Genomic DNA, 19,353 nt, shown 5'->3' on the forward strand with positions numbered 1-19,353 from the left:
ACCCTAACCCTCTCCCCGCAGGCGGGGAGAGGGGACGTGCCCTGCTCCTGTCTCTCTTCGTGATGCCCGTGCGGCATATGTCCTTCTCCCCGCCTGCGGGGAGAAGGTGCCGGCAGGCGGATGAGGGGCCGCCCAGTTTTCCAAGGACGAATATGACCTACGCCCAAACCACTCCGCCCGCTGCGGAGCCGCTGACGCTTGCCGAGGTGAAGGCGCATCTGCGTCTCGATGGAAGTGACGAGGATGCGCTGCTGGCCTCGCTGATCAGGACCGCCCGCGAACACCTGGAAAGGGAGACGGGGCTTTGCCTGATGTCTCAGGGATGGCGTCTTTATCTCGACCGCTGGCCGTCGGACGGCGTGATTCGGATTTCGAGATCACCGGTGCAGGCGATTGAGAACGTTACCGTTTACGACGCCGACGGAATGCAGCTTGAAGTTCCACTGGAAGATCATCTGCTCGACGGTGAAGGCCGGCCGGCCCGGCTGTGGCTGAGGCATCCGCCCGAGCCGGGCAGATCCGTCAACGGCATCGAGATCGACTTTTCCGCCGGTTTCGGCGAGGCGGGAACCGACGTGCCGGATACCTTGAAGCGGGCGATGTCGCTCCATATCGGCCACATGTTCGCGTTCCGCGGCGTCGTTTCGCCGGACCAGCAGCCGGCCGGCATTCCCGACGGCTACGAGCGGCTGATCGCCCCCTTCCGGATGCGGAGGCTCTGATGGTCCTGTTCTTCGATCCGGGGTCGATGACCGCCCGGCTCGACCTCGAAGTGCCGCAGGCGCAGCCGGACGGTCAGGGCGGCGCGACCGTCACTTGGGAGGTGATGGCCTCGCTCTGGGCGCGGATAGAGCCGGTCTCGTTCGTTGTCGAAGAACAGGCTGCGGCCGAGGGCGGCACGATCAGCCATCGCATCTGGGTGCGGTTCCGCGACGGCATATCGGCCGGCCAGCGGTTTCGAAAAGGGGCGCGGGTCTTCCTGGTGAAGCTGGTGCACGATCCGGACGAGACGCGGCGTTATCTCGTCTGCCAATGCGAGGAGGAGGCCCGATGACGGCGGCGAATGCACTTCTGCAGGCGATCCATCGAACGCTCGCCGGCGATGCGGCGCTGACCGCGATCATCGGGGCGGACGGCATCCGCGACCGGCTGCTGCCGCGGGCGAAACTTCCCTCCATTGTGTTCGGCGAAATCGAGACACGCGATTTCTCGACCGACGGGGGGCCGGGCGAGGAACATCTTCTGGTCCTGGAAATCTGGTCCGAAGCCGAGGGACGGCGACAGGCGCAGGAAGTCGCCGGGCTGGTACATGGCCTGCTCCACGACGCGGCGCTGGCGCTCGACGGCAGCTTGGTGCTGGTGAACCTGCAGCAGGTCGGCATGCGCAGCCGTCGCGAGCCGAAGACGAAGTTCCATCTGGCGGAGATGCGGTTCCGGGCGGTGACGGAATAGCCTTGCGTAAATTACGTGTTTTTCGTATTTTACGCAAATTGAAGGAGGCACCCCATGGCTGAACCCCTCCGCGTTGCGGCTACGGAATTCGCTCGCAATTTCGCAAGATACCAAGACGAGGCGATCAGTGCCAAGGTGATCAGCGTCACCAGCCACGGGCGCGTCGTGGGCGGTTATCTGTCCGCCAGCGAGCTTGCCCACTATGAAATGCTGAAACGCAAGGAACGGGAAATCCTGACCATCGGCGAACTGGATGACGCGACGCTTGCGGCCATCGCAGACGCCGAATACGGCACGATCGCCAAGTGAGCATCCCCGAGCCGAAACCGGGCCTGGTCATCCGTTATGCGTTTCTCTGGAGCAGTGAGGAAGATCACGGTTCCGTCGAGGCGACCAAGGATCGTCCCTGCGCGATCGTTGTTGCCGCCTACAATCAGGCGGGTGCCATCCAGACGATCGTGGCGCCGGTGACGCATTCCCCGCCTGCCGGGGACAGTAAGGCGGCATCGCTCGAAATACCTGCCGCGATCTGCAAAAGCCTCGGTTTCGACGATGGTCGTCACTGGCTGCGGCTGGACGAACTCAACCGGTTCATGTGGCCCGGTTACGACCTGAGACCGCGCCCGGACGATCCAAACCGCTGGGACTACGGCATGCTGCCCAAGGACTTCTTCGAGAAGATGCGCGTGCGCATCGTGGAACTGGATCGGGAGCGGAAAAACAGGATCATGAAGCGGGACTGAGGTCTTCCCTTCGCGCATCCGCCGTGCGCACCAGCCTCACCAGCATCAGCACGAAGATGAGCGAGACCGCCGAGAGCGTTGCGCCCGTTAAAAGGACGGCGCCGGCGCCGGCGCGGTCGAGAAGTGCGGTGAAGATGACGGGTGCCGCGGCATTGGCAAGGTTTTGCGGCAGCAACAGGCGCGCCGATTGGAGACCGAATTCCTTTGCCGAAAAGAGCGACAGCGGCAGCAGCGCGCGGGCGACGGAAACGACGCCGGCGCCGAAGCTGAAGAGTACGACGAAAGCGATCAGCGCCGCCGACGAGGACGTGACCGCGGCTGCCAGAAGGAAGCTCGCCAGCGTCAGGACCGTTCCGATGATCGTGGTGATGATCGCATTGCCGCGCCGGCCGAGCAGCATGTCGACGAACCTGGCGGAAACGCTGATCGCGCCCCGTGCCGAACCCAGCTGCAGCGCAAGTGCCGGCGACGCGCCCGCAGCATTGAGCAGCGCCAGGAACGTCGGCGACATGCCGAAGCCGACGAAGGAACTCAACGTGGTCGTCGCGGCGACCAGGAAAAAGGCTTTGCGGCGCTCCGGCTCGGTGAAGGGGACCGGCACGGTTTCGGCGGCCGCTGCCTGTTCCCGGCTTTCCATCGGCTTCGGCAGGCCGAACAGATAAAGCGGCAGGCAGACGAATAGCTGCAGCCCGGCGGACAGAACGAAGGTCAGCCGCCAGCCGACGAGATTGTTCATCAGCGCCAAGGCCGGCCAGAAGATCGTGGCCGAAAGGCCCGTGAACACCATCAGGATGGCGATGATGCGCTTGCCGCCCAGCCCTTCGCGCTCGACGACCGCCGTATAGGCGGGCGCCGAGAGACCGAGCGCGCCGCCTATGCCGATGACGATCCAGGCAAGGCCGTAGATCAGGATTTCGTGCGCGGCCGCCAGCAGCAGGAGGCCGACCGCCAAGATGACGGAAGCCGTCGCCATGACTTTTGCTGCACCGTGGCGAGCGAGCAGCCGGCCCGCCATGGGACTGGCAAGCGCACTGACCAGCATCATGATCGACAGGCCGAAGAATACCACCTCGTTTGGCAGGCCGAGTTGCGGGGCGATGACGCGCCCCATGACGCCGAGCATGTCGAAGCTCGTGCCCCAGGAAATGATCTGCGTGACGGAAAGCACGGCGATCGTCTGAGCGGAGCGCAGGGGAAGGGGTGTGGACATGGCGTGGAGGCGCATTCGCGAAAAAGGTGTGCGCCCGATGCTCTAGCACCGCTTTGCGGCGGGCGGAAGCGACAATCCGACAACACTGGAAAGGACTTCCACATGGTGGCGCAGAAGGGCAAGGACCTGCTCTTGAAGATCGACAACGACGGCGCATTCCTGACGGTGGCGGGGCTGCGCTCGAAGCGGCTCGCCTTCAATGCGGAGACCGTCGATATTACCGATGCCGAGAGCGCCGGACGCTGGCGCGAGCTTCTGGGCGGCGCCGGCGTGCAGCGCGCCTCGCTGACCGGGGCTGGCATCTTCAAGGACCAGCAAAGCGATGCGTTGGTCCGGGCCGCGTTTTTTGCAGGCAGCATTCTTGCCTGGCAGATCCTGATCCCCGCCTTCGGAATGCTGACCGGACCGTTCCAGGTGACCGCGCTCGAATATTCCGGGGAGCACAATGGCGAGATCCGCTTCGAACTGGCGCTGGAATCGGCCGGCAGCCTGACCTTCGGAGCGCTCTGATGGCGGGCGGGCACGCAAACCGCAGGCGCGGCGAGGTGGAGGCGGTGATCGACGGCGAGCGCCGCATTCTCTGCCTGACGCTCGGCGCGCTGGCGGAACTGGAGACGGCCTTTTCCGTCGGCGACCTGAATAGCCTGGCGGAGCGGTTTTCCTCCGGCCGGCTGAAGGCGGCGGACATGATCCGGCTGATCGGCGCCGGCCTGCGCGGCGGCGGCAACCTGTTCTCCGACGACGAGGTGGCGGCGATGAGCATCGAGGGCGGAATTCTGGGCTACGCCGAGATTGTCGGCGATCTGCTGGCGGCGACGTTTGCGGGGCCGGGCGGGGACGCTACGGCAAACCCTTGAGGGCCGTGGCGGGCAACGGGGCAGTGGCAGTCGGTTATCCCTCTGCACCTGCGACCGAACAATCAAGGCCGGAACCGTTTCCCTGGGAAACGGTGATGCACGCCGGCCTCTGCCTGCTGCGGCTTCCGCCGAGGGATTTCTGGGCGCTGACGCCGGTCGAGTTCTTTGCGATGACCGGCGGGTTGAGGGCGCGGCGGGCGGGGATCGGGAAGGCCGGGCTGGAGGCGTTGATGCGGGCGTTTCCTGACCGGTGAGTGTGCCGCTTGTCTGGTTTTGTCAGTTGGCTTTGCGTCTTAAAATTGTCCCTCACCCTAACCCTCTCCCCGTTTTGACGGGGAGAGGGGACGTGCCCCGCGTGTTGCCTGTGATTGGAGCAAGGTCGGTGCGACTTACGCCCTTCGCCCCGTGAAAACGGGGAGAAGGTGGCGGCAGCCGGATGAGGGGCAGTTTCTCTGATGTTCCCTGTTCATAGCAGCGGCGATGAACGGTAAGAAACGGAAGGCAACCATGGAAGACGACGACAAGAGTTTGGCCGGGACCTTGTCCGGTGCCGAGGCGCTGACCGACGTGATGGCGGATCTCGAAGTCCGTTCGCAACGGTTTGGAGCAGCCCTGACCGGGGCGCTCAGGTCAGCGACGACGGGCGGGCGGGGGCTGGAGGATGTGTTGCGCGGCCTCGGCAACCGGCTTTCCGACATTGCGCTTGCGGCCGGGCTGCGGCCGCTTGAAAACATGCTGGGCAACGCGATTGGCGGGCTGGTTGGGTCTGTGACGCCATTTGCAGATGGCGGCGTGGTGCGGGCGCCGAGCTTTTTTCCGATGGGCGGCGACATGGGCCTGATGGGCGAGGCGGGGGCGGAAGCGATCCTGCCGCTCAGACGCGGCCCGGACGGCTCGCTCGGCGTGGCGGCGGCCGGCGGCGCTGGCCCGCAGATCGTCTTCAACGTGACGGCGGGCGACGCGGCGAGCTTCCGCAAAAGCGAGGGGCAGATTTCCGCCATGCTGGCGCGCAGCGTTTCGCGCGGCCGGCGCGGCTTGTGACCTGAAATTTATGAGGAAAAGATGAGCGGTTTTCACGAGGTCCGGTTCCCGCTGCGCCTGGCGCTCGGGGCAACCGGCGGTCCGGTGCGGCGCACCGATATCGTCAACCTTTCCAATGGGCGCGAGCAGCGCAACCAGCGCTGGCGGGATTCAAGGCGCGGCTATGATGCCGGTTCGGGGGTGAAATCGCTCGCCGATCTTTATGTGGTACTGGAATTTTTCGAGGCGCGGGGCGGGCAGCTTTACGGATTCCGGTTCCGCGATCCGGTCGACTGGAAATCCTGCGCACCGGGCGAGGTTGCGTCGGCGACCGATCAGGTGATCGGCACGGGCGACGGGGAGACCGCGGCGTTCCAACTCGTCAAAACCTACGCGGATGGCGGGGGCGGCTGGACGAGACGGATCGCCAAGCCGGTCGCAGGCTCGGTGGTGGTGTCGGTGGACGGCGTAGGCCAAGCGCCGGAGGCCTGGTCCGTCGATGCGGCGACGGGGATCGTCAGCTTTGCCGCCGGGCATGTCCCGCCGGTCGGGTCCGCTGTGCGGGCGGGCTACGAATTCGACGTGCCGGTGCGGTTCGATACGGACCGGATCGACATCAATCTCGCGCATTTCGATGCCGGGCATATTCCAACCATTCCGCTGACGGAGGTTTTGGCATGAGAACCGTACCGGCTGATCTGGCCGAACATCTGGCGCGGGAGACGACGACCACCTGCCATGCATGGCGAGTGACGCGGCGTGACGGCATCGTGCTGGGTTTTACCGAGCATGATCATGACCTTACATTCGACGGCACGACCTTCCTGGCGGCGAGCGGTTTTTCGGCAAGCGAGGCGGAGGCGGCGACTGGGCTTTCGGCCGGTGCGGACGAGGTGGCGGGCGGGTTTTCCAGTGTGGCGATCCGCGAGCAGGACCTGGCGGCGGGCAGATATGACGGCGCTCGGGTGGAATTGTTTCTGGTCAACTGGGCGGCGCCGGATCAGCACGTGCTTTTGAACGTGCGGGAGATCGGCGAGGTTTCCCGCGCCGGCGGGCAGTTCCGGGCAGAGCTGCGCAGTCCGGCGCATCGGCTGAGCCAGCCGCAGGGGCGTGTCTACAACCGGCGCTGTGACGCGAGCCTTGGTGACGTCCGGTGCGGCGTCGACTTGGATCCGTGGCGCGGCGAGGGGGCGGTGATCACGGTGAGGGATGCGAGCCGGGTTGTCGTTTCGGGGCTCGGCGGTTTCGAGAGCGGTTTCTTCCGGCAGGGCGTGCTGACGTTTTCGGGCGGTGCGACGGTGGATGTCGATGCGCACGAGAAGCGGCCGGATGGTTCGGTGGAGCTGACTTTCTGGCTGCCACTGGAAATGCCGGTCTCGCCGGGCGACACGTTCGCGGTGACCGCCGGTTGCGACAAGTCATTTGCGACCTGCAGGGCGCGTTTTGCAAACCACTTGAATTTCCGCGGCTTTCCGCATGTTCCGGGTGCCGATTTCGCCTATTCCTATGCCGATGGGGAGCGGGTCCATGACGGCGGCCCGATCTTCGAATGAGCGGGCAGGGTGAACGGATCGTGGCGCTGGCGCAAGGATGGATCGGCACGCCCTATCGGCATCAGGGCGCGACGAACGGTGTCGGCTGCGATTGCATCGGGCTGATTCGCGGCATCTGGCGCGAGCTTTACGGCGAGGAACCGGAGACTGTGCCGGCTTATGCGCCCGATTGGGCGGAGCGAAGCGGCGAAGACCGGCTCGCGGAGGCGGCGATGCGACTTTTCGGGCCGCCGCTGCCGATGGCTGAAGCGGAGGCCGGTGATGTCCTGCTGTTCCGGTGGCGGCCGGATTGTGCGGCCAAGCACGCGGGGGTCCTCGCCGGGCCACAGCATTTTATCCATGCGTATGAGCAGAGCACGGTGACACGCTCGGCGCTAGTGCCCTCGTGGCGGCGGCGGATGGCGGGGGTGTACCGGTTTCCTGTCAAGGCACGATGCCCGCAACCGAGCACCCTTTTACGCTGTAAAAACAACCTTTGATTGCAATTTTGGAGCGGCGAGTTGCATCTGGTCGAATGTGGTATATATTGGTGGAGTGATGGGCGAGGTTGCCGCCTCGCCCATCGTTTTACTTAGGTAGCGAATATGACCCGGACGGCTATTGACCAGCCCGTCCGGGTTTTTTTCACCATCAGCGTGACGCTAAAAGGCCTTCGCCCCATAACATCCCCTCCATGATTGAGAGCAGGGCCTCTGCCAAGGTCGATGAGGCCTATGTCATCGACGCGCCGGCTGGTGCGGCGCATGCTGCTCTTGCTCACAACCTCCACAAGCTTAGCATGCAATCATGAAGGGTGAAAAGTGGTCACTCGCGTGATTGCAGAACGCGAGGTATTTCCATGGCCACTATCCTTTTCCAGGCGGCGGGCGCGGCGCTCGGCAGCGTGTTCGGTCCGGTCGGCGCGATCATCGGGCGGGCCGCGGGAGCGCTGGCCGGCAGCATGGTCGACCGGGCACTGATCGGCGGTGGCGGCACGACCATCTCCGGGCCTCGCCTTGCGACGGCGCGCATCCCGGGTGCGGACGAGGGGACGGCGGTCAACCGTATCTATGGAACGGTGCGGATCGGCGGTACGCTGATCTGGGCGACGCGTTTCGAGGAGGAGGTGACGCGCGAGCGCTCCGGCGGCAAGGCGACGAGCGGGTCGCGGGTGGAGACGTTCCGCTATTTCGCAAACCTGGCGGTCGGGCTCTGCGAGGGGACGATCGCGGGCGTGCGGCGGGTCTGGGCCGATGGGCGCGAGCTCGACCTGACGGCGATCGAGATGCGGGTCTATCGTGGTGACGAAGAGCAGTTGCCCGATCCGTTGATCGAGGCGAAGCAGGGCGAGGGCAATGCGCCGGCCTATCGCGGACTGGCCTATGTCATATTCGAACGGCTACCGCTCGACAGTTTCGGCAATCGCATTCCGCTTCTGCAGTTCGAAGTCCTGCGGCCGGTAGGCAGGCTCGAGAAACAGATCCGCGCCGTGACGGTCATTCCGGGCGCGACCGAACATGGTTATGCGACTGTGCCGGTGACGGAGAAGACCGGCGAGGGCAGTGCGCGCATTCTCAATCGCCATACGCTGACATCCCGGACCGACTGGCAGGCATCGATCGACGAGTTGCAGGCGATCTGCCCGAACCTCGAACGGGTGGCGCTGGTGGTCTCCTGGTTCGGGACGGATCTCCGAGCGGGGTTTTGCCGGATCGTGCCGGGGGTCGAAGTGCCCGAGCGGTGGGAGGAGAGCGCCGAATGGTCAGTGGCGGGCATGTTGCGTCGCGAGGCGCATCTGGTAAGCCGGGACGGCGGGCCGGCATTCGGCGGCACGCCAAGCGATGCGAGCGTGGCCCAGGCGATCGCCGACCTCAGGGCGCGTGGGCTGAAGGTCTATCTCTATCCGTTCGTGATGATGGATATCCCGCCCGGCAACGCCCGGCCGGATCCTTATGGCGGCGCGGAGCAGGCGGCATTCCCCTGGCGCGGGCGGATCACTTGTTTCCCGCTGTCGGCGGATAGGAGTGCCGGTGCGCGGGCGCAGGTGCAGGCTTTCAGCGCCGGCGCGGAAGGTTACCGGCGCATGGTGCTGCACTATGCCGGCCTGGCGGCTGCCACGGGCGGGGTCGATGGCTTCGTCATCGGTTCGGAACTGCGCGGGCTGACGCGGTTGCGCGACGAGACGGGGGCGTTTCCCTTCGTGCAGGAATTGGTCGGGTTGGCAGGAGACGTGCGGGCGATCGTCGGGCCGGGGACGAAGATCACCTACGGCGCCGACTGGAGCGAGTATTTCGGCTATCATCCGCAGGACGGTTCGGGCGAGGTGCATTTCCATCTCGATCCGCTCTGGGCTTCGCCGGATATCGATGCGGTCGGCATCGACAATTACATGCCGCTCGGCGATTGGCGCGACGAGGATCTTTGGACCGAAAATCCAGATGGCTTTCGTCTTGCGGACGATGAGCAGGCCATGGCGGCGCAGATCGCCGCCGGCGAGGGTTTCGACTGGTATTATGCGAGCGAAACCGACCGGCGGAACCGGATGCGGTCGCCGATCAGCGATGGGCTGGCAGGGAAGCCCTGGGTCTACCGTTACAAGGATCTCTCGGGCTGGTGGTCGAACCAGCACTTTGATCGTGTGGACGGTGTCGAGGCCGGGATGCCCACGGCCTGGGTGCCGGGCATGAAGCCGATCTGGTTTACCGAACTCGGGTGTCCGGCGGTCGACAAGGGCGCCGGTCAGCCGAATGTCTTTACCGACCCGAAATCCGCCGAAAGCGCGCTGCCGTATTTTTCGAGCGGCGGGCGATCGGACGGCATGCAGCGGCGGTTCCTGGAAGCGCATCACGGCCACTGGCTGGGAGAGGCGGCGCCGGGAGGCATGGTCGATCCGGGCCACGTCTTTGTCTGGACCTGGGATGCGCGGCCTGTTCCGGCCTTTCCGGGCGATCTTTCGGCCTGGAGCGATGGGGGCAACTGGCGTACCGGCCATTGGCTCAATGGCCGGCTGGGCGGAACGACGCTTGCCGATGCGATCGCCGCGATCCTGGCCGAGCATGATTTTGAAGAGTTCGATGTTTCGGAGGTAAGCGGTGACCTGACCGGCTACGTGCAGGGCGAGGTGACCTCCGCGAGGGCGCTTCTGGAGCCGTTGATCGAGGTCTTTCAGGTGGATGTCGCCGAAGACCGCGGCAGGCTGCGCTTCTGGTCGCGGCTGACGGCGAGCCTGGCGGCGAAGGAGATCACCGTTGTCGCCGATATCGAGGATGAGCCGCTGTGGTCCGAAAACCGTGGGCATGACAGCGATTTTGCGGCTGAGGCGGTGCTGACCTCCTACAATCCGAGCCTGGATTACGAACAGGCGGGCGTGCGGTCGCGCCGGGCGCGGGCGGAAAGTCAGCGGACGCTGAGTTACGATCTGCCGGCGGTGCTGCCGGAAGAGACGTCGCTCGCTGCGGTCGAGACGTTGCTGCGGACCCACAGGGTCGCGAGGCGGTCGCTGAGTTTCGCATTGTCGCCGGCGGATATCGCGGTCGAACCCGGCGATGCGCTACGCTTGGCTTTACCGGATGCGGGCGGCCCGGAGGGAACCTTTATCGTCGAGCGGATCGAAGAAGGGGTTGCAAGGCGGATCGAGGCGCGGCATCACGCGCCGCTCGCGCCGTCGAACCATGCAGGCGACGAGGGGCGCAGGAATGGCGGGTCCGCCGTCTCCGATGCATTTGCGCCTGTACTGCACTTTCTCGACCTGCCGCGGTTTGCCCCGGGCGAGGCGGCGAGCTTCTCCCGCGTCGCGGGCTTCTGCCGGCCGTGGCGACGGATGGCGCTGTCTTCCTCTGTAACGGCGGAATGGTATCGCACGCGCTCGGCGCTCGACCGGCCGGCGAGGGCGGGCATCCTGGCGGCGCCGCTTTCGGGCGGGGTTGCCGGGCGCTTCGATCGGGGGCCGGCCATGGAGATCGAATTGTTTTTCGGCGGATTGTCGTCGGCGGACGAGCAGGCGGTCCTGAATGGCGAAAATCGAATTGCGGTGAAGGCGCAGGACGGTGCCTGGGAAATAGTCGCCTTTGCCGCAGCCGAGGAGATCAGCCCGAACCGCTGGTCATTGTCGAACCTGCTGCGCGGACTGGCAGGGACCGAGGATGCGATGCAGGCGGGCGCCGCGGCGGGTGCGGCCGTCGTCGTGCTCGACGAGGCAGTTGTGCCCCTCGGATTGTCGGCGGAGGAGCGGGGCCTGGTCATGAACTGGCTGGCGGAAAGCCCGGGGCAGGCGGGAGGGCGTTCCGGCCCGCACAGGTTTGCGGGGGGCATGCGCGCCGAGACGCCGCTTTCGCCGGTGCATATCCGCGGCGCGCGGCAGGTTGCCGGCGACGCCCGGCTGACCTGGGTGAGGCGTGGCAGGATCGAGGCGGACAGTTGGGACGGGACAGAGATCCCGCTGGACGAGCCGGAGGAGCGCTACCGGCTGGAAGTGCTGGACGGAACTGTCGTCAGGCGCGTCGTCGAGGTGGCAGAGCCGGCTTTCATCTATCCGGCGACCGATGAGATCGCCGACTTCGGCGGGATTCAACCGAGCCTTTCGTTGCGGGTCCGGCAGATGGGCCGGGCGGTCCCGCTCGGCGCCCCGGCCGAGGCGACCATAGTATTCTAGGCTGAAACAAGGAGAAGACGCATGGACGGCATGAAGGTGTGGTATCAGTCGAAAACGGTCTGGGGCGGGTTGATCGCGGTCGCCGCCTCGCTTCTGCAGGTCACGGGGATTCAGCTCGGAGCGGATGTTCAGGCCGATCTCGCGGACCTCGCGGTGACGCTGGCAGGCGCAGCCGGCGGGCTTTTTGCGATCTATGGACGCGTCGCGGCGCAGAGCGGAATCAGGGGAAAATAGGCCCATGAAGGAAAGCATTACGGACCATTCATTTGCCATTCAGCCGCCTTTGGCTACATACTCCATCACATGCTTTGGACATGAATCCTGTTTGTCTTGTGAGTGGAAATTGTAACCATGGCGCGACTGCCAATCATCGCGATACTGACCGCCGGCCTTGCCGGTTTCGCCGGCTTTTTGCCGGAGAAGGTCGTTGCGCGTGATTATCTGGTCCTCGTCGCAGGCGATTGCGGCTCGGCGGCGTCCCGCGTGGTGCGGGAAACCGGCGGCCAGCTTCTTTCCGCTCAGCCCTCCTCCGATGGCCAGACCTGTGTCGTGACGGTGCTCGTCCAAGGCGATGGCAATCAAAGACCGCGCAAGGTGACCGTCAGGGTTCCGATGTAAGGCGGGTCCGGTGGCGGTCAGCCGCCGGCATATCATTCGAGGGGCGGTGCATGCGCATTCTGGTGGTCGAAGACGACGTCAATCTCAACCGGCAGCTTTCCGACGCCCTCAAGGAGTCGGGGTATGTGGTCGATCAGGCCTTCGATGGCGAGGAAGGCCATTATCTGGGCGAAACCGAGCCTTATGACGCGGTGATCCTCGATATCGGCCTTCCGGTCATGGACGGTATTACCGTCGTCGAAAAATGGCGCGCCGGAGGCAAGGGCATGCCGGTTCTGATGCTGACCGCCCGCGACCGCTGGAGCGACAAGGTGGCGGGCATCGACGCCGGTGCCGACGATTATGTCGCAAAGCCCTTCCATGTGGAGGAAGTACTGGCCCGCGTCCGGGCGCTGATCCGCCGGGCGGCGGGGCATTCGTCCTCCGAAATCGTCTGCGGGCCCGTGCGGCTCGATACCAAGGCTTCCAAGGCGAGCGTCGAAGGCGTCGCCCTGAAGCTCACCTCGCACGAATTCAGGCTGCTGTCCTACCTGATGCATCACATGGGGCAGGTCGTTTCCCGCACCGAGCTTGTGGAGCATATGTATGACCAGGATTTCGACCGAGATTCCAATACGATCGAAGTTTTCGTGGGCCGGCTTCGCAAGAAGCTCGGTGTCGACCTCATCGAGACGGTCCGCGGGCTCGGCTACAGGATGCAAGCGCCAAACGATGCGCCCTAAATTCCGGATGATCGGACCAAGCTCGCTGACTGCCCGCGTGCTGCTTCTGGCCACGTTGTGGTCGGCGCTGGCCCTGGTGGTCATTTCGATCGTCATCTCGCAGCTCTACCGGCAATCGGCCGAACGCGCCTTCACCGACCTCCTGCGCGCCCAGCTTTATAATGTCATCAACTCGATCACGATCGGTGACGACAACAAGCTTGCCGGCAGCCCGCAGCTCGGCGACCTGCGCTTCTCGCAGCCCGAGACCGGGTGGTACTGGATCATCGAGCCGCTCGGTACCTTTGCGGCCACGCCGCTTTCATCCTCTTCGCTCGGCACCTCGAACATCAGCGTTCCGTCGATCCTGGCGGTGCCCTTCAACAATCGCTACGAGCGCTTCTACCCCGCGATCGACGCCTACAAGAACAATGTGCTGGTTGCCGAGACGGAGGTCGTTCTCGATGGCGAAGGCCGTGCCGCGCGCTTCCGCGTGTCGGGCAATCTCGCGGTCGTCGAGGAGGATATCCAGGCCTTTACCCGCAGTCTCTATATCGCCCTTGCGGTTTTCGGTTTCGGAAGCCTCGTCGTCAATGGTCTGGCCATCCTTTACGGCCTGCTGCCGCTCGACGGCGCACGGCGCTCGCTGGAAAGGGTTCGGCGCGGCGAGGCGGAGCGGCTGGAAGGCGAGTTTCCCCGCGAAATCATGCCGCTTGCCAGCGACATCAACGCGCTGATCGAAAGCAATCGCCGCATCGTCGAGCGGGCACGCATGCAGGTCGGCAATCTCGCCCATTCGCTGAAGACGCCGATCGCGGTCCTGCTCAACGAATCGCGCGCCGTCGAAAAGGTGCAGTCGGACATGGTGCGGTCGCAGGCGGAGGGCATGCAGGCGCAGGTGCAATCCTACCTGAACCGCGCGCGCATCGCCGCTCAGCGCGAATCGCTGCTTGCCCGGACGGAGATCGAGCCCGCGCTGGAACGCCTGGTCAGGGTGATGCGGCGGCTCAATCCGGAAAAGGAATTCCACCTGTCGGTTTTCCCGCCGGGCGTGGCGCTTGCCATGGAACAGCAGGACGTCGAGGAGACGGTCGGCAACCTGCTCGAAAATGCCGCGCGCTTCTGCAAAACCGGCGTCTGGATCACTGCGACGCCCACATCCGGTCCTCAATCCGGCGAAGGGGAAACCGCACGGCGCTCTTGGGTGGAGGTCGCCGTCGAGGACGACGGTCCGGGGCTGGAACCGGATCAGATCCGCGAAGCGATGAAACGCGGCAGGCGCCTCGACGAAAGCAAGCCGGGCGCCGGGCTCGGACTGTCCATCGTGCGCGAGATCACCGGCGAATACCAGGGTTCGGTGGAGCTGACGCGCGGGGCGCGGGGTGGTCTGAGGGCACAACTTCTGCTTCCGGGTGTCGCCAAGGAAACCCCGTAACGTTGGAAATCTCGTAGTGCCGTGCTGCGCAACTGTTGCGCAAGGGCAACACCGGCCTATTCCCTGCCTTTGGTTATGGACGGATGGATCGCCTGCTATATCTTTGTCGGAAGAGACATTTCGATGATGTCTGCTAATATACGGGGAGACTGAAAGATCGTCGGATTTGTGTGTTTTCCCAATGACGCCATAATGATGCCATGCCGGGACGGGACCAGTCTCGATAAGATTTGCCAAGAAAACGAGCCGCGACCGGTTTCCGACACGATGCGATTATTGAGCCTCCGAAATGCCGTTTCATCGATTGTGGTTGCTGGCCTGCTGGCTGGCTGCGGCACGTCTTCGGGAGCGGGAACCGGCGGCGCGCGCGGCCTGCTGACACCGCGGCCTTCACCATCGGCTTCCTATATTTCCGCGCTGCAGGGCGGCATCGTCGGCCGCACCGGCGCAACGCTTTCGGCAAGCGACCGTTCCCGCGCCCTCGAGGCGGAGTATCGCGCTTTGGAAGGGGCCGCCGGCGGCGAGGCAATTACCTGGAAGGGTGACGATGCGAACGGCCAGGTGGTCGCCAACGCCCCCTATCAGGTGGGCACCCAGAACTGCCGCCAGTATCGCCATACGGTCACCATGAATGGCCGCGACATGACGGCGCGGGGCGCTGCCTGCCGCAATTCGAACGGCACCTGGACGCCGCTCACCTGATTCTCCCATCCGATTCTTCCGCGGCTGTTTGACATGGGTCATGGCCGCCAGATCGGATCGGCCCCATATGCAGGTCTGGACTTGCGGCCAAAGGCCTCAAATTCGCGTCAACGCCGGTTGCGCTGTTGGAAAGCGCGGGCCGTTGCAGTATTGGGCCATTATGGTTTTATGGATCATCCTTGCAGCTCTGACGGCGGCCGTTGCGGCAATCCTCATCCTGCCGTTCGCCCGAGCCACCAAGACAGCGTCTGTCGACCGTGCCGGAGAGGTCGCCGTCTATCGCGACCAGCTGGCCGAACTGGACCGCGACCGGGCCCAGGGCCTGATCAATGCGGAGGAGGCCGAATACGCCCGCGCCGAAATCGGCCGCCGGCTGCTTGCCGCGGCCGGTGCCGGGGAGGGCAGGGAGACCGCCGCCCCGAAGGCGCGAAAATATGCGCTGGCCACCGCTGTGGTTACAATGGTTCCGCCCGTCGTCGGGCTCTGTCTTTACCTGGCGCTCGGCAATCCCGGGCTGCCGGACCAGCCGCTCGAAGCGCGGCTTGCCAATCCCGGCAACAATGTCGCCCTGCTGGTCGCCAAGGCGGAGCGGCACCTGGCTGAAAATCCCAAAGACGGCGCCGGCTGGGATCTGCTCGCGCCGATCTATTTTCGCTCCATGAGGCTCGGCGACGCGGAACTCGCCTATCGCAACGCGATCCGCATTCTTGGCCCCAATCCGGTCCGGCTCGCGGGGCTTGGCGAAACGCTGGTCGCCTCGAACGACGGGATCGTCACCGAGGATGCGCGTTCCGTATTCGAGCAGGCGATGAAGCTCGATCCGGACAATCCCCGCTCGCGTTTCTATGTCGGCCTCGGCTTCGAACAGGCAGGCAGGGCGGCTGAAGCGAGGGCGCAGTTCGAGGCGATTGCCAAAGGCTCGCCCCCGGATGCGCCGTGGATGCAGCTCGTCAACCAGCATATCGCCAAGAACGGCGGTACCATTACGCCTGGCCGGGATACGGCGCCGGCGCCCGGCAATCCGAGTCCGGCGGACGTGGCGGCGGCGGAAAACATGTCGCGGGGTGATCGGCAGGCCATGATCCGCGGCATGGTCGACAGCCTTGCGGAACGTCTGAAACAGGACCCGAACAATCTTGAGGGCTGGGTAAGGCTGATACGCTCCTATTCCGTGCTTGGCGACAAACCCAAGGCCGAGGAGGCCCTGAAGAGCGGCCTCAAGCAGTTCCCGTCATCAGGCGAGCTGGTGGCGCTTGCCAACGAAATGGGGCTCGCCGTCGAAGGAGTGGCGCAATGACGCGCAAACAGAAACGGCTGGCGGTGATCGCGGGCGGGATGAGCTTCATCCTCGTCGCCGTCCTTTTGGTGATGTTCGCCTTCAGCCAGTCGGTCGCCTATTTCTTCATGCCGGCCGATCTTGCCAAGGCCGACGTCAAGCCCGGCACTCGCATCAGGCTCGGCGGACTGGTGGCCGAGGGCTCGGTGAAGCGCGGCCAGGGCTCGACCGTGAGCTTTACGGTAACGGACGGAACCGGCAGCGTGCCGGTCACCTACACGGGCATATTGCCGGACCTGTTTCGCGAGGGGCAGGGCGTGGTGACCGAAGGCGCCTTCGACGCGGCGTCGCGCGGTTTCGTGGCCGACAGCGTGCTCGCCAAGCATGACGAGAACTACATGCCCAAGGAAGTCGCCGACCGGCTGAAGGCGCAGGGCGTCTGGAACGAGGGCCAGGGCAACGAAAGCAAGGGCAACGGCGCCAAGGGGACGGCAACCAGATGATCATCGAGATCGGCCATTATGCGCTCGTTCTGGCGCTCGCCACAGCGCTGATCCTGTCGGTCCTGCCGGTGATCGGTGCAAGGCGCGGCGATGTCGCCATGATGGCGCTGGCGCCCACCGGGTCGCTGGTGCTGTTTGCGCTCGTCGCCTTCTCCTTCGGCGTGCTCACCTGGGCCTATGTGGTCTCCGATTTCTCGGTTGCGAACGTCTGGGAGAATTCCCATTCGCTGATGCCGCTGATCTACAAGTTCTCCGGCGTCTGGGGCAATCACGAGGGCTCGATGCTGCTCTGGCTGCTGATCCTCGTCTTTTTCAGCGCGCTCGTCGCCATCTTCGGCCGTAACCTGCCGGATACGCTGCGGGCCAATGTGCTCGCTGTGCAGGCCTGGATCTCGACAGCCTTCCTGTTCTTCATCCTGCTCACCTCCAATCCCTTCCTGCGCCTCGATCCCGCTCCGGCCGAGGGACAGGACCTCAATCCGGTTCTGCAGGATTTCGGCCTCGCCGTGCATCCGCCGCTTCTCTATCTCGGGTATGTCGGCTTCTCGGTCTGCTTCTCGTTTGCCGTCGCGGCGCTGATCGAAGGCCGCATCGACGCCGCCTGGGCGCGCTGGGTGCGGCCGTGGACGCTTGCCGCCTGGACGTTCCTCACCGCCGGCATCGCCATGGGTTCCTACTGGGCCTATTACGAACTCGGCTGGGGCGGCTGGTGGTTCTGGGATCCGGTCGAGAACGCCTCCTTCATGCCCTGGCTGGCCGGCACGGCGCTGCTGCATTCGGCGCTGGTCATGGAAAAGCGCGAGGCGTTGAAGATCTGGACCGTGCTCCTGGCGATCATGACCTTCTCGCTGTCGCTGCTCGGCACCTTCCTGGTGCGCTCAGGCGTACTGACCTCGGTGCATTCGTTCGCGACCGATCCGACCCGCGGCATCTTCATCCTCTGCATTCTCGGCATCTTCATCGGCGGCGCCTTCGTGCTGTTTGCCTGGCGGGCGCCGATGCTCAAAGCCGGCGGCATTTTTGCGCCGATCTCGCGCGAGGGCGCGCTGGTACTCAACAACCTGATCCTCACGGTGGCGACCGCCACCGTGCTGACCGGCACGCTCTACCCGCTGATCCTCGAAACGCTGACCGGCGAGAAGATCTCGGTTGGCGCGCCGTTCTTCAACATGACCTTCGGCCTCTTGATGCTGCCGCTTCTGGTCGCCGTGCCGTTCGGCCCGGTGCTGGCATGGAAGCGCGGCGATCTTCTGGGCGCCCTGCAGCGACTGTATGTGTTCGCCGGCCTGGCATTGGTTGCGGGCCTTGCCTTCTTCTACATCCAGAACGGCGGGCCGGTCATGGCTATCTTCGGCCTGGTGCTCGGCTTCTGGGGCATGATCGGCGCATTCGCCGACCTCTGGTATCGCGGCAATTTTTCGAAAGTCGGGCTGTCGATCGGCCTGAAGCGGCTGGCCGGCCTGCCGCGTTCGGTGTTCGGCACGGCGATCGCCCATTTCGGCCTCGGCGTCACTGTGCTCGGCATTTTTGCCGCGACGACCTTCGGCACTGAGACGGTGGTCGAGATGAAGCAAGGCGCTTCCGTTGATGCCGGCGGTTATTCGCTGACCTATGACGGTCTGCGCGATGCGGTCGGCCCGAACTACACCGAACAGCGCGGCCATTTCTCGGTCAGCCGCGGCGGGGTCCAGGTGGCGGACGTCTGGTCGTCGAAGCGGCTCTACACGGCGCGGCGCATGCCGACGACTGAGGCCGGCATCCTCACCTTCGGCCTCAGTCAGCTCTACGTTTCGCTCGGCGATGCCATGGAGGGTGGCGGCATGGTGGTGCGCATCTGGTGGAAGCCGTTCATCCTCTGCATCTGGGGCGGCGCGCTGGTGATGATGGTCGGCGGGTTTGTCTCGCTGTCGGATCGGCGGCTCAGGGTGGGTGCTCCGAGCCGCAAGGCGAAGCCCGTCAAGGCGCGGCTGGAGGCGGCGGAGTGATGGGAATACCTATCGACAAAGACCCCTCCCCAACCCCTCCCCACAGGGGGGAGGGGCTTCGTCGCCCGATCGCACCGTTGAGATGGATGCGAGGCCTCACCACGGGTTTTCTCCCCCCTTGTGGGGGAGATGGCCGGCAGGCCAGAAGCGGACTTTTCTCGTTTTTTCTGCTTCTCGTGACTCTCTTCGCCCCCGTCCCGGCCTTCGCCGTCAATCCCGACGAGATCCTCTCCAACCCCGCGCTGGAACAACGCGCCCGAGGCCTTTCGGCGCAATTGCGTTGCATGGTGTGCCAGAACCAGTCGATCGATGATTCCAATGCGGAGCTTGCCCGCGACCTGCGCGTGCTGGTGCGCGAGCGGCTGACGGACGGCGATACGGACCAGCAGGTCATCGACTACGTCGTGTCGCGCTACGGCGAATTCGTGCTTCTGAAACCGCGCCTCAGCGCCAAGACGGTGATCCTCTGGGCGACGCCGGTCCTGCTGCTGCTGGTCGGTGCGATCGCCATCCTTGTCTTCGTCCGCACCCGGCCGAGCCAACGCGCGGTTGCGGCGCTGACGCCCGAGGAGCAGGCGCGCATCGAAGAGCTTCTGAAAAAATAGCGGCCTGAAACCGCCACGGGCGAACATTACCAATATTTCATTCGTCCGCCACCTGCAGTTAAC

At 64.8% G+C, this 19,353-nt stretch carries 23 protein-coding genes; 22 read left to right on the top strand and 1 reads right to left on the bottom strand.

All coding sequences use genetic code 11. The features are described from left to right. The first annotated feature begins 152 nt into the window (after window positions 1-152). The 5 genes from ACSQ8R_RS03605 to ACSQ8R_RS03625 are packed head-to-tail and all read left to right on the top strand — an operon-like array spanning window position 153 to window position 2,195. Window positions 153-722: a head-tail connector protein gene (locus ACSQ8R_RS03605; protein ID WP_436252130.1), complete on the top strand. Its 570-nt coding sequence runs from the start codon at window positions 153-155 to the stop codon at window positions 720-722. Then, window positions 722-1,054 (top strand): phage head closure protein, encoded by a 333-nt coding sequence (locus ACSQ8R_RS03610; RefSeq protein WP_436252131.1) that lies wholly within the window; start codon window positions 722-724, stop codon window positions 1,052-1,054. Before ACSQ8R_RS03605 ends, ACSQ8R_RS03610 begins: the two co-directional genes overlap by 1 nt. After that, entirely contained in the window at window positions 1,051-1,452 is a 402-nt protein-coding gene (locus ACSQ8R_RS03615) for a DUF3168 domain-containing protein (RefSeq protein WP_436252132.1), read from the top strand. Before ACSQ8R_RS03610 ends, ACSQ8R_RS03615 begins: the two co-directional genes overlap by 4 nt. 54 nt (window positions 1,453-1,506) lie before the next feature. After that, complete coding sequence (locus ACSQ8R_RS03620; RefSeq protein WP_436252133.1) at window positions 1,507-1,761, top strand: hypothetical protein; 255 nt, start codon at window positions 1,507-1,509, stop codon at window positions 1,759-1,761. Beyond that, window positions 1,758-2,195, top strand: coding sequence for a hypothetical protein (locus ACSQ8R_RS03625; protein WP_436252134.1), 438 nt, complete (start codon window positions 1,758-1,760; stop codon window positions 2,193-2,195). Before ACSQ8R_RS03620 ends, ACSQ8R_RS03625 begins: the two co-directional genes overlap by 4 nt. Here the strand turns inward: ACSQ8R_RS03625 and ACSQ8R_RS03630 are convergent. Beyond that, window positions 2,179-3,405 carry an MFS transporter gene (locus ACSQ8R_RS03630; protein ID WP_436252135.1) on the bottom strand — a complete coding sequence of 409 codons (1,227 nt, stop codon included), beginning with the start codon at window positions 3,403-3,405 and terminating at the stop codon, window positions 2,179-2,181. The genes ACSQ8R_RS03625 and ACSQ8R_RS03630 overlap by 17 nt on opposite strands. A 102-nt stretch (window positions 3,406-3,507) precedes the next feature. Here ACSQ8R_RS03630 and ACSQ8R_RS03635 point away from each other — a divergent pair, with 102 nt between their 5' ends. The 17 genes from ACSQ8R_RS03635 (at window position 3,508) to ACSQ8R_RS03715 (ending at window position 19,290) form a co-directional block, all read left to right on the top strand. Beyond that, window positions 3,508-3,915, top strand: coding sequence for a phage major tail protein, TP901-1 family (locus ACSQ8R_RS03635; RefSeq protein ID WP_436252136.1), 408 nt, complete (start codon window positions 3,508-3,510; stop codon window positions 3,913-3,915). Then, on the top strand, window positions 3,915-4,262 hold the full coding sequence (locus ACSQ8R_RS03640) for a gene transfer agent family protein (RefSeq protein WP_436252137.1): 348 nt from the start codon (window positions 3,915-3,917) through the stop codon (window positions 4,260-4,262). The genes ACSQ8R_RS03635 and ACSQ8R_RS03640 overlap by 1 nt, the downstream gene beginning before the upstream one ends. A gap of 23 nt (window positions 4,263-4,285) precedes the next feature. Beyond that, complete coding sequence (locus ACSQ8R_RS03645; protein ID WP_436252138.1) at window positions 4,286-4,516, top strand: rcc01693 family protein; 231 nt, start codon at window positions 4,286-4,288, stop codon at window positions 4,514-4,516. A gap of 253 nt (window positions 4,517-4,769) precedes the next feature. Continuing rightward, on the top strand, window positions 4,770-5,303 hold the full coding sequence (locus tag ACSQ8R_RS03650; RefSeq protein ID WP_436252139.1) for a phage tail tape measure protein: 534 nt from the start codon (window positions 4,770-4,772) through the stop codon (window positions 5,301-5,303). Between the two features lie 21 nt (window positions 5,304-5,324). Beyond that, a complete protein-coding gene (locus ACSQ8R_RS03655; RefSeq protein WP_436252140.1) occupies window positions 5,325-5,963 on the top strand; it encodes a phage distal tail protein, Rcc01695 family in 639 nt (212 codons plus the stop codon). Continuing rightward, window positions 5,960-6,835: a DUF2163 domain-containing protein gene (locus tag ACSQ8R_RS03660; RefSeq protein ID WP_436252141.1), complete on the top strand. Its 876-nt coding sequence runs from the start codon at window positions 5,960-5,962 to the stop codon at window positions 6,833-6,835. The genes ACSQ8R_RS03655 and ACSQ8R_RS03660 overlap by 4 nt, the downstream gene beginning before the upstream one ends. After that, on the top strand, window positions 6,832-7,314 hold the full coding sequence (locus ACSQ8R_RS03665; protein ID WP_436252142.1) for an NlpC/P60 family protein: 483 nt from the start codon (window positions 6,832-6,834) through the stop codon (window positions 7,312-7,314). Before ACSQ8R_RS03660 ends, ACSQ8R_RS03665 begins: the two co-directional genes overlap by 4 nt. Window positions 7,315-7,673: 359 nt before the next feature. After that, window positions 7,674-11,465, top strand: coding sequence for a baseplate multidomain protein megatron (locus ACSQ8R_RS03670; protein WP_436252143.1), 3,792 nt, complete (start codon window positions 7,674-7,676; stop codon window positions 11,463-11,465). A gap of 21 nt (window positions 11,466-11,486) precedes the next feature. Then, complete coding sequence (locus ACSQ8R_RS03675; protein WP_210011164.1) at window positions 11,487-11,699, top strand: hypothetical protein; 213 nt, start codon at window positions 11,487-11,489, stop codon at window positions 11,697-11,699. Window positions 11,700-11,816: 117 nt separating this feature from the next. Continuing rightward, window positions 11,817-12,083, top strand: a complete 267-nt coding sequence (locus tag ACSQ8R_RS03680; protein ID WP_436252144.1) for a hypothetical protein — start codon at window positions 11,817-11,819, stop codon at window positions 12,081-12,083. Window positions 12,084-12,133: 50 nt separating this feature from the next. After that, window positions 12,134-12,805 (top strand): response regulator transcription factor, encoded by a 672-nt coding sequence (locus ACSQ8R_RS03685; RefSeq protein WP_046628321.1) that lies wholly within the window; start codon window positions 12,134-12,136, stop codon window positions 12,803-12,805. Continuing rightward, a complete protein-coding gene (locus tag ACSQ8R_RS03690; protein WP_436252145.1) occupies window positions 12,795-14,219 on the top strand; it encodes an ATP-binding protein in 1,425 nt (474 codons plus the stop codon). The genes ACSQ8R_RS03685 and ACSQ8R_RS03690 overlap by 11 nt, the downstream gene beginning before the upstream one ends. A gap of 267 nt (window positions 14,220-14,486) precedes the next feature. Then, window positions 14,487-14,921, top strand: coding sequence for a hypothetical protein (locus ACSQ8R_RS03695; RefSeq protein ID WP_436252146.1), 435 nt, complete (start codon window positions 14,487-14,489; stop codon window positions 14,919-14,921). Window positions 14,922-15,081: 160 nt separating this feature from the next. Beyond that, window positions 15,082-16,218: a c-type cytochrome biogenesis protein CcmI gene (gene ccmI, locus ACSQ8R_RS03700; protein WP_436255367.1), complete on the top strand. Its 1,137-nt coding sequence runs from the start codon at window positions 15,082-15,084 to the stop codon at window positions 16,216-16,218. Further along, complete coding sequence (ccmE, locus tag ACSQ8R_RS03705; RefSeq protein WP_436252147.1) at window positions 16,215-16,700, top strand: cytochrome c maturation protein CcmE; 486 nt, start codon at window positions 16,215-16,217, stop codon at window positions 16,698-16,700. The genes ccmI and ccmE overlap by 4 nt, the downstream gene beginning before the upstream one ends. Continuing rightward, window positions 16,697-18,685, top strand: a complete 1,989-nt coding sequence (locus tag ACSQ8R_RS03710; protein WP_436252149.1) for a heme lyase CcmF/NrfE family subunit — start codon at window positions 16,697-16,699, stop codon at window positions 18,683-18,685. The genes ccmE and ACSQ8R_RS03710 overlap by 4 nt, the downstream gene beginning before the upstream one ends. Before the next feature lie 176 nt (window positions 18,686-18,861). Beyond that, window positions 18,862-19,290, top strand: a complete 429-nt coding sequence (locus ACSQ8R_RS03715) for a cytochrome c-type biogenesis protein (protein ID WP_436252151.1) — start codon at window positions 18,862-18,864, stop codon at window positions 19,288-19,290. Window positions 19,291-19,353: the final 63 nt, after the last annotated feature.

The sequence above is a fragment of the Neorhizobium sp. LjRoot104 genome (assembly GCF_964253725.1).
Classification (GTDB): domain Bacteria; phylum Pseudomonadota; class Alphaproteobacteria; order Rhizobiales; family Rhizobiaceae; genus Neorhizobium.